The organism is Protofrankia sp. CiP1_Cm_nod3 (assembly GCF_982290655.1).
On record NZ_CEVIVD010000105.1, the window covers coordinates 10,545 to 15,241 of the forward strand.

A 4,697-nucleotide genomic window follows, 5' to 3' on the forward strand; every position below is an offset into this window, starting at 1 on the left:
GGCAAGGCGCCGCACGGCCACAACCTCACCCAGGAGCAGATCAACCAGGTGATCGTCGAACGCGCCCGGCGTGGCCTGGGGGTGGTGCGTCTCAAGGGCGGCGACCCGTTCGTCTTCGGCCGCGGCGGCGAGGAGGCGCTGGCCTGCGCGGCCGCCGGGGTGCCCTGCGAGGTCGTCCCGGGGGTGACCAGCGCGACGGCGGTGCCCGCACTGGCCGGCATCCCGGTCACCCACCGTGGGATCACCCAGGACGTCACGATCGTGTCCGGCCATGTCGACCCGTCGCATCCGGGCTCGACGGTCGACTGGGACGCCGTGGCGACCGGCCCCGGGACGATCATCATCCTCATGGGCATCGGCGCGCTGGAGCAGATCACCGCCGAACTGATCAAGCGTGGGCGCCCGGCGTCGACCCCGGCAGCGGTGATCCGCGACGGCGGCAGTGGTGACCAGCAGGTGGTCGCCGGCCCGCTTGCCGACATCCCGGCCCTGGTCGCCCAGGCCGCCATCCAGCCGCCGGCCGTCATCGTCATCGGGGATGTCGTCACGGTAAGGAATGAGATTGACACTTTACGGCAGAAGGAGTTCTGATCCCGCGACGGCGAGGCTCTGATCCCGTGGCCCCGCGGGGCCACCCGGCCGACGCCCGATCAGGATCATCAGTCCGGCCGCTCCCAGGCCCGGACCGCAGAGCAGAACCGGAGCCACGACGATGACCCAGCACCGGCACCGGCCGGCGGTCACGCTGGCCGCCGGCCCGGCAACCAGCCGCGAGCTGCCATCCGGCCCCCCGTCGCAGGCCCCCCCGTCGCCTGGCCTCCGGCCGTCCGGGCCCGCGGCCGCGGCCGGGCCATGGGCAGGCCGGCTGCGGGCGGCCCGGTCATGGTTCGCTCAGGGCCTGCGGCGATTACGCGGCTGCGTGGACGCGGTCGTCGAGGCGGGTCTTGCCGTGACCGTGGCCTGGCTGCTGGGTGTGTATCTCGTCGGGGACGACCTGCCGTTCTTCGCCCCGGCCGCCGCACTGATCGTCCTCGGGGTCACCCGCGGGCAACGGCTGCGGCGGGCGCTGGACATCTGGGTCGGAGTCGCGGTAGGCGTGCTGATCGCCGATGTGATCTCCAATGCCATCGGCCCGGCGAGCGTCTGGTCGGTGGTGGCCGTCACCGTCCTCACCCTGTCCGTGGCCGCCTTCCTCGGCGGCGGGGCGATCCTCGTGGTGCAGTCGGCGGTGTCCGCCATCTATGTCGCCGTGACCACGCCGGCGGACGGCGGTCTCGTCCCCGCCCGGTTCTTCGACGCGATGGTCGGCGGCGCCGTCGCCATCGCGGTCAACCAGCTGCCGCTGCGGACCGACCCGCTGACCGAGCTGGCCGACGAGTCCGCGCCGGTGTTCGAACGGCTGGCCGACGTCCTCGACAGTGTCGCGGCCGCGCTGAAAGCCGACGACCACGACGCTGCCCGGCAGACGCTGGAGGAGGCGCGCGGCATCGACTCCGCGGTCGCGGCGTTCCACGGCGCGGTCGCCGTGGCCGAGGAGTCGGCCCGGTTCACCATCCTGCGCCGGCGCCGCTCGCCGTCGCTGGCGGCATACGGCGAGGTCGCCGCGAAGATGGACCACGCGGTACGCAACGTGCGTGTTCTCGCCCGGTCCGCGGTCATGCTGCTGCGGCTGGGCGCTCCGGCACCGCCGGTGCTCGTCGACGCGGTCAGCCAGCTCGCCGAGGCGGTCCGCGCGCTGGGCGGATACCTGACGGCGCTGGTCGAGGAGCAGGCCGGGCCTCACCGGGGCCGCGGCGCGCGGGCGCGGGCGGGCACGTCGGCCGGCCAGGCGGCCGACGCGCGGGCCGACGCGCACCGCAGCGCCATGCGGGCCGTCCGGCTGGCCGCGCGGGCGCTGTCACCGGAACAGACGCTGCCCGCCGTGGTGATCGTGGGCCAGGTCCGTTCGGCCGCGGTGGACCTGCTGCTCGGCATGGGCCTCGACTTCGACGAGGTCATGCACGCCACGGACGAGGCACTCGGATTCGCCCCCGACAGCTCGTGATCACGCCCCGCGCCGGGCCCGCCGGGCGCCGTCGGGCGTTCCGCCGTTCAGCCGAAACGGATCGCGTTCAGGGTGCGTGCGTCGCGGCGGTCGAGAACCCGGGCCGACGACCAGCCCTCGCGGTACAGCGCCGCCGGGCCCGCGGCCCGCAGCCGGGCCCACGACCGTTCGTGGCGCCGGAACGCGCGGGAACGTACCGTCCGGCCCCGGGCCCGTTGTCCCGCGAGCGCGTCCGCCGACGGTGCGTCGATCAGGATGAGATGGGCGGGCCGGTGGCGTGCTCGGGCGAGCCCGGTGATGGCCCGGCGCGCCCATCGCCGCGTCCCGCACTCGTGGACGACGAGGCTCTCACCGTGCCGGGCCGTCATCCACGCGATCCGGGCGTAGTGCGCGATGTGTACCGCGGGCCGGTACAGCCGGTACGGCAGGCGCGGCCCGAGGCGGGCCCGTAACGCGGTCCGGATGTCGGCGGAGTCCAGGATCAGCGGCCTGGCGCCCCGCGTCCGTGCCCTCGGGTCCGAGCCTGGCTCCGGGCTCGGCTTCGGGCCCGGGTCCGTGATGTCGCCGAACACGTGCCGGATGAGTGTGCTCTTGCCGGCCCCGGGGATGCCGGCCACGATCAGCACTGTGCCGGCGGGGTAGCGCAGCGTCCAGCCCGCGCCGGACGGATCGCCGGACGGATCGCCGGCATGCGGGGGCCCGGGCCTGCCGAGAGCACAGACGTCGCGTCCGGTCGTGTCGCGACCGGTCGCGCTGTGGCCCGTCCTCCGGGCGTCCGTGGGGCCCGGGCCGGATGCGCTGGCGCGCAGCGTCACGCGGCGGTTGGGCAGCCTCAGCCCGTATCCGCCTGGAGATCTCGACAGCCGGGACGTCATCAGACTGTCCGCCGGGGCCGGCTCATGGTGGCCGGGACCGGTTCGCGGCGGTCAGAACGAGGTGAGACGCAGAATTCTGTCATCGCCGTCACGTGGTGAGCCACGTCCATCCGTGTTGCTGGTCGTAATCCACAGGGATCCGTCGGGAGCGGCCACGACAGTGCGCAGGCGCCCGAATGCGCCGTCCAGAAGAGCGTGCGGTGTGCCAGCACCCTTTCCGTCAAGAGGGACGGCCCAGAGCCGCTCGCCGCGGAGCGCGGCCACATACAGGGTGCTACCGATGATCGCGGCCCCGCTCGGGGAGGCCTCGGCGGGTTTCCAGGTGACGAAGGGACTGGTGAAGCGGCCGCCGTCGGTGTCACCCCTGCCCTCGACAAGGGGCCATCCGTAGTTGTGTCCGGGCTGGATCAGGTTGACCTCGTCGTAGGTGTTCTGGCCGAACTCGGTGGCCCACAGCCGACCGGCGGAGTCCCAGGCCAGGCCCTGGACGTTGCGATGGCCGAGGCTGTACACGAGCGAACCCGGGCCGGGGTTGCCGGCCGGTACCGAACCGTCGGGACGCATCCGCAGAATCTTGCCGTTCAGGCTGGACGCGTCCTGGGCCCTGCTCTTTTCCGAGGCGTCACCCGTACTGGCGTAGAGCATGCCGTCGGGGCCGAAGGCGATACGTCCACCGTTGTGGATGGTGGCCTTCGCGATCCCGGTGAGAATCGGTTCGACGGCCGCCCGCGGTGTGTCACCCGACGGCAGCGGGAATCTCACGATCCGGTTGTCGATGGCGGTGGTGTAGTAGGCGTACACGAGATGGTCGGTGGCATAGCCGGGGGAGACCGCCAGACCGAGCAGACCGCCTTCACCGGAGCCGGCCGCTACGTCAGGAATGCGCATGACCTCGGTGGGTGTGCCGCCGTTCGCCGGCACGCGCAGGATGCGGCCACTGCCACGTTCGGCCACCAGCGCGGAACGGTCGGGAAGGAACGCCAGGCCCCAGGGCACCCGCAGCCCGCTGGCAACCGTCTCCGGCCGCTGTGAGCCGTCCTGGTGCGAACCACCCTGACCGGAGCCGGTGGACGTGCCCGCGGGATCGTCCGCCTGGGAGGTACCGGTCGAGCCGCAGCCGGCAAGGACGATCCCGGCCAGGCCGATGAGAGCTACCGCCGCGCGGGCGCGCAGGGCCGCACGGGCGGGACCGTGACCGCCCGCCGCCCGGCCGGCGCGACCGCGTGGCCGCGGCATGCTGACAGACGGCATCCGCTCTCCTCACGGTCGATGTCCTGACGGCCGGCGACGGTGCGTCGCGTCCGGTCGGGCTACCCGTCCAACGTCGCGCCCACGCCGCACGTGCCCTGGAAGCGACCGGGAGGGCTGCCCGCCCTGGCTCAGCCGTGATGGGCGGCCAGCAGGGCGAGCATCAGGAGCACCGCGACAACGGCGATCAGCAGCTGCGGAGTGATCGTGAAGGACGAGTGGTGCATCGAGTCACGAGCCGACCGGCAGGACGGGCACCGGGCCTCGGCCACTGGCCCGGCGCATCGGGCGCATACCAGGTCCTCGCAGCACATGCCGTCGACCTCCCTTGCGTCCGGTTGCCCTGTGTCCGGCTGGCGCGCGATGGTGACGAACAGCCGGCCGCCGCGTGCACGGCCTGTCCGCCCCGCACAATGTCTGGCGGCCAAGGAAAGTTCCACTATCTGACGAGCGATCGGCCCTGTCCACCTGCCCGCTCACCGGACGCTCGTCCGCACCGGCGATGACAGAGCGGACGGTGACCAGACCAC

At 73.1% G+C, this 4,697-nt stretch carries 4 protein-coding genes; 2 read left to right on the forward strand and 2 right to left on the reverse strand.

Features of this window, described 5'->3' with window-relative positions:
* Window positions 1–591: uroporphyrinogen-III C-methyltransferase (gene cobA / locus AC5LUJ_RS17775; protein WP_493465331.1), on the forward strand; the 591-nt coding region annotated here is incomplete at its 5' end.
* Between the two features lie 121 nt (window positions 592–712).
* Window positions 713–2,044: an FUSC family protein gene (locus tag AC5LUJ_RS17780; protein WP_493465332.1), complete on the forward strand. Its 1,332-nt coding sequence runs from the start codon at window positions 713–715 to the stop codon at window positions 2,042–2,044.
* A gap of 47 nt (window positions 2,045–2,091) precedes the next feature.
* Here AC5LUJ_RS17780 and AC5LUJ_RS17785 read toward each other — a convergent pair whose 3' ends face one another.
* Together AC5LUJ_RS17785 and AC5LUJ_RS17790 are read right to left on the reverse strand one after the other, a co-directional pair.
* Window positions 2,092–2,919 carry an AAA family ATPase gene (locus AC5LUJ_RS17785; protein WP_250286608.1) on the reverse strand — a complete coding sequence of 276 codons (828 nt, stop codon included), beginning with the start codon at window positions 2,917–2,919 and terminating at the stop codon, window positions 2,092–2,094.
* 51 nt (window positions 2,920–2,970) lie between these two features.
* Window positions 2,971–4,170 carry a PQQ-dependent sugar dehydrogenase gene (locus tag AC5LUJ_RS17790; protein ID WP_493465333.1) on the reverse strand — a complete coding sequence of 400 codons (1,200 nt, stop codon included), beginning with the start codon at window positions 4,168–4,170 and terminating at the stop codon, window positions 2,971–2,973.
* Between the last annotated feature and the right edge of the window lie 527 nt (window positions 4,171–4,697).